The 5,282-nt window shown below is 68.8% G+C and carries 4 protein-coding genes; 3 read left to right on the forward strand and 1 reads right to left on the reverse strand.

All coding sequences use genetic code 11. From position 1 onward, the window contains the following. Nucleotides 1-132: 132 nt before the first annotated feature. Both IJH84_RS04735 and IJH84_RS04740 read left to right on the forward strand, forming a co-directional pair. Nucleotides 133-2,649 (forward strand): ribonucleoside-diphosphate reductase subunit alpha, encoded by a 2,517-nt coding sequence (locus tag IJH84_RS04735; RefSeq protein ID WP_295140678.1) that lies wholly within the window; start codon nt 133-135, stop codon nt 2,647-2,649. 41 nt (nt 2,650-2,690) lie between these two features. Continuing rightward, nucleotides 2,691-3,761, forward strand: coding sequence for a ribonucleotide-diphosphate reductase subunit beta (locus IJH84_RS04740; RefSeq protein ID WP_200071938.1), 1,071 nt, complete (start codon nt 2,691-2,693; stop codon nt 3,759-3,761). A 51-nt stretch (nt 3,762-3,812) separates the two neighbouring features. Here IJH84_RS04740 and IJH84_RS04745 read toward each other — a convergent pair whose 3' ends face one another. Next, entirely contained in the window at nt 3,813-4,808 is a 996-nt protein-coding gene (locus IJH84_RS04745) for an ABC transporter substrate-binding protein (protein WP_295140686.1), read from the reverse strand. Between the two features lie 63 nt (nt 4,809-4,871). On the opposite strand from IJH84_RS04745, the gene IJH84_RS04750 reads away from it, so the two are divergent. Next, nucleotides 4,872-5,282: siderophore-interacting protein (locus tag IJH84_RS04750; protein WP_295140683.1), on the forward strand; the 411-nt coding region annotated here is incomplete at its 3' end.

Here is a 5,282-nt window from a genome sequence, read left to right on the forward strand (position 1 = left end):
GCGCGCACGAGGGGTGCGCGCTGTCCGGGACCTCGCGGGCGGGTCGCGCGGACGTGCGGTGCTGCGCGCCGCTGTCCCCGCGCGCTCGTCGACGGCCCCGGGCTGGTGTCCGAGCTTGCGAGGAGACAGCCAGTGACCCGATCACCCATCGCCCCAGCATCCACACAGCACGCAGCATCCGCGCAGGCGGCAGCACCCGCGCAGGCCCCGGAACGGACCGCCGCCGCGCCGCCCGACCTCGAAGTGACCGGCCCGGACGGCACCCGGCACCGGCTGGACTGGTCCCGGGTCAGCACCGTCGTGGAGCAAGCCTGCACGGGATTGTCCGATGTGGACTCCGCACGAGTGCTGCGCGAGGTCCGCCGCACGCTCTACGACGGGATGCGCGCGGCCGAACTGGCCGAGTCGCTCACCATGTCCGCCCGCACTCTGGTCGAGAGCGAACCGAACTATTCCCTGGTCACCGCACGCCTGCTGCTGGACGAGCTGCGCCGCGAGGCGCTCAGCGCGCTGCACGGCGCGCCCCGGCAGGCCGACCAGGTCCAGATGCGCGAGCACTACCCGTCCTACTTCGCCGCGTACGTCGGCCGCGGTGTCGAGCTGGGGCAGCTGGACCCCGAGCTGGCGCGCTTCGACCTGGACCGGCTCGGCGCGGCGCTGGACGCCGACCGGGACACCACGTTCGGTTTCCTGGGCCTGCGCACGCTTTACGACCGTTACCTGCTGCACGACGGCGGCGTCCGCTTCGAGCTGCCGCAGGCGTTCTTCATGCGCGTCGCGATGGGTCTGGCGCTGCAGGAAGACGATCGCGAGGCGCGCGCCATCGAGTTCTACGACCTGCTGTCGTCGTTCGACTTCATGTGCTCCACGCCGACGCTGTTCAACGCGGGAACCACCCGCCCGCAGCTGTCCTCCTGCTTCCTGACCACTGTGGACGATGACCTGCCGGGGATCTTCCACTCCGTGAGCAACAACGCGCTGCTGTCGAAGTACGCGGGCGGGCTGGGCAACGACTGGACCCCGGTGCGCGGAACCGGCGCGCACATCAGGGGGACCAACGGCAGCTCGCAGGGCGTCGTGCCGTTCCTGAAGATCGCCAACGACACGGCGGTAGCGGTCAACCAGGGCGGCAAGCGCAAGGGCGCCGTCTGCGCCTACCTGGAGACCTGGCACATCGACATCGAGGAATTCCTCGACCTGCGCAAGAACACCGGCGACGACCGCCGCCGCACGCACGACATGAACACCGCCAACTGGGTGCCGGACGAGTTCATGCGCCGCGTGCACGCCGACGGCACCTGGACGTTGTTCTCCCCGGACGAGGTCCCGGATCTGCACGACCTCTACGGCGCGGAGTTCGCGCAGCGCTACCGCCACTACGAGGCCGCCGCCGAGCGCGGCGAGCTGAAGGTCTTCCGGCAGGTCGGCGCCGTGGACCTGTGGCGGCGGATGCTGACGATGCTGTTCGAGACCGGGCACCCGTGGATCACCTTCAAGGACCCGTGCAACCTGCGCTCCCCGCAGCGGCACGCCGGCGTCGTGCACTCCTCCAACCTGTGCACCGAGATCACGCTCAACACCAGCTCGGACGAGGTCGCGGTGTGCAACCTCGGCTCGATCAACCTGGCCCGCCACGTCACCCCGGACGGCATCGACCACGAGCGGCTGCGCGGCACCACGCGCACGGCGGTGCGGATGCTGGACAACGTGATCGACGTGAACTTCTACACGATCCCGGAGGCGCGCAACTCGAACCTGCGGCACCGCCCGGTGGGGCTGGGGCTGATGGGCTTCTCGGACGCCCTGTTCGCCCAACGCATCCCGATGGCTTCGCAGCGGGCGGTGGAGTTCGCCGACCGCAGCATGGAGGAGATCAGCTTCCACGCCATCGCCGCCTCGAACGAGCTCGCCGTCGAGCGCGGTCGCTACGAGTCCTTCGACGGTTCCCTCTGGAGCCAGGGCGTGCTGCCGATCGACTCCCTGCGGCTGCTCGCGGAGTCCCGCGGTGACGCCGATTTCGATCATTCGTCCACGATGGACTGGGACGCGTTGCGGGAACGCGTCCGCACCGGCGGGATGCGCAACTCCAACGTGATGGCCATCGCGCCGACGGCGACGATCTCGAACATCTGCGGCGTGGGCCAATCCATCGAACCGCTCTACCGCAACCTGTACGTCAAGTCCAACATGTCCGGCGACTTCACGGTGCTCAACGAGGACTTGGTGCGAGACCTGAAGACGGCCGGGTTGTGGGACGAGCAGATGGTGCGCGACCTGAAGTACTTCGACGGCGACCTCAGCCCCGTCGAACGCGTCCCCGCCGAATTGCGGGCGCTCTACGCCACCGCCTTCGAGATCGAGCCGCGCTGGCTGGTCTCGGCCGCCGCGCGCAGGCAGAAGTGGCTCGACCAGGCGCAATCGCTGAACCTCTACTTGGCCGAACCCAGCGGCCGCAAGCTCGACGAGCTCTACCGCAGCGCGTGGCGAGCGGGGCTGAAGACCACCTACTACCTGCGGTCGGCCAGCGCCACGCACGTGGAGAAGAGCACCTTGCGAGGCACCGACGGCCGGCTCAACGCCGTCTCCCCCGCAGCCGCCGAAAGTCCACAGTGCTCAGTCGAAGACCCGGAATGCGAGGCGTGCCAGTAAGGCATCCGCACCCCTCACCGAGCTGAACTCCTGGAGTGAGCATGACCTCCCTGCGAACCGACACCACCGGCCTCGGCGAGATCGACCGCGCCGCAGGCCGCGTCGACGCCGACGACAAGTCGATGATCAACGCGCGCGCCGACGTCAACCAGCTGCTACCGATGAAATACGGCTGGGCGTGGGAGAAATACCTCGCCGGCTGCAACAACCACTGGATGCCGACCGAGGTGTCCATGCACGCCGACATCGCGCTGTGGCGCTCCCGCGACGGTCTCACCGACGACGAGCGGCTGATGCTCAAGCGCAACCTCGGCTTCTTCGCCACCGCCGAATCCTTGGTGGCCAACAACATCGTGCTCGCCGTGTACCGGCACATCACCAATCCGGAGTGCCGCCAATACCTGCTGCGCCAGGCCTTCGAGGAAGCGGTGCACACGCACACCTTCCAGTACATCTGCGAAAGCCTCGGCCTCGACGAGGGCGAGCTGTTCAACGCCTACCGCGAGATCCCGTCCATTTCGGACAAGGATGCCTGGGCGCTGCGCTACACCCAGCACTTGGAAGACCCGCAGTTCGCCACCGGCGGCCAGCAGCGCGATCAGGCGTTCCTGCGCGACCTGATCGCCTTCTACGTGATCTTCGAAGGCATGTGGTTCTACACCGGCTTCGCGCAGATCCTCGCGCTGGGCAGGCGGAACAAGATGGTCGGCATCGCCGAGCAGTACCAGTACATCCTGCGCGACGAGTCGATCCACCTGAACTTCGGCATCGACTGCATCAACCAGATCAAGCTGGAGAACCCGCAGTTGTGGGCACCCGAGTTCCAGGCTGAGGTGCGCGGGATGCTCACCGAGGCCTGCGAGCTGGAGGTCGCCTACGGCCGCGACACGATGCCGCGCGGCATCCTCGGCCTCAACGCCGAACTCTGCGAGCAGTACATGCATTTCATCACCAACCGCCGCTGCGTCCAATTGGGACTGGATCCGGTTTTCCCCGCGGCGGAGAACCCGTTCCCGTGGATGTCCGAGGCGATGGACCTCAAGAAGGAGAAGAACTTCTTCGAAACCCGAGTCACCGAGTACCAGTCCGGCGCCTCCCTGAGCTGGGACTGACGGGCTCCCTTCGAGCGCGACCCCGTCCCCGCACCGCAGGGGACGGGGCGCTCAACCCGGTGCGGCAGCTTCGAGCTGGTCGGCGAGTCCGGTCATGATGCCCGCATAGCTCGCGTAGCTGCAGGGCGCGACCGCGTGCCATTCGACGAACCGGTCGTGCGCGGCGGCTTCCTGCGCGGCGAACACCGGATTGCGCTTCATCTCCGACGGCGGCAACGAAGCCGGTCTGGTGTCCCACATCAGCACATCCCCGCGGTAGGACCCGGCGTTCTCCCAGGACAACCGCTCGAAGTACCCGCCACCGCCGGTGTCCGGACGCGCGGGCGCCTGGATCGGCAGTCCGAGCTCCCGCACGTAGTAGTCCAGGTCGGGGTTGCGCGCTGGCACCACGACGAAGAATTCCTGCTTGGTGCCACCGATCGCGAGGATGCTGCGGTGCTGCTCCCGCATCCGCGCCCCGATCCTGCGCAACCGTTGCGCGGCCGCGTGAAATCGGGCCTCGTCCGCGCGCATCCGCTCCGAGTCCACATTGGACCCGAGTGCGCGGGCGAGTTCGCGGTAGGCCCCGATCGTCTCCGGCAGCGACCTGCCGGACTGCTCGATGCCGACGGTCGCCGCGATCGACCGCGCCTGCCGCTCCTGCTCGACGGTCAGGTGCCACAACCCCTCGAACTCCGCGTACTTGCCGCTGACCAGCAGGTCCGGCCGCAACGCCGCGGTGCGTTCCATGTCCAGCTCGCCGTATCCGGGTCCGGTGACATCGGTGACCCGGCGCGGATCGATGCTGCCGGCCTCCGGTTCGGTGCTGCCGTCGTCGCGCACCAGCGGGCCGAAGGTGCCCACCACCGGCACGCCGAAGTCGTTCAGCGCGCCCGCCGCGGAGACCTGTGCGATGATCCGCCGCGGCACGGCGCCGCTGGTAGCCCGCACACCCCGGTCGTCCACGAAGGACCATCCGGGCGCGCTGCCGCCGTCCGGTGCGGAGCAACCCGCCAGCGCACCCAGGGACAGCCCCAGCCCGAGCACGCGCCGCCGACTCACCATCACGTCCTCCAACCGTTGAGGTTAGGCTAGCCTACGTAGGCCCCGATAGGCGAAGGGTTTCCGGCGATGGCCCGACGGCAGGACGTCCCCCGTCCGCAGTACGTGGTGTTCCAGGCGCGCGTGGCGCGCGTGCGACGACTCGGCCCGAGCTTCACCCGCATCACGTTCACCGGCGACGACCTGCACAGATTCGGCATCGGCGGACTAGACCAGCGGATCAAGCTGATGCTGCCGCAGCCCGGCCGCACCATCGCCGACCTGCCGGACGGACCGGACTGGTACCCGCGCTGGCAGGCGATGCCGGACGAGGTGCGCCCCACGCTGCGCACCTACACCGTGCGCGCGCACCGGCCGGAGGTCGCCGAGCTGGACATCGACTTCGTGCTGCACGGAGTCGACGCCGGCCACGGCGGACCGGCCTCGACCTGGGCGGCAACGGCCGCGCCGGGCGACGAGGCCGGCCTGCTCGGACCGGAC

The sequence above is a fragment of the Saccharopolyspora sp. genome (genome assembly GCF_017434145.1).
Classification (GTDB): domain Bacteria; phylum Actinomycetota; class Actinomycetes; order Mycobacteriales; family Pseudonocardiaceae; genus Saccharopolyspora_C; species Saccharopolyspora_C galaxeae.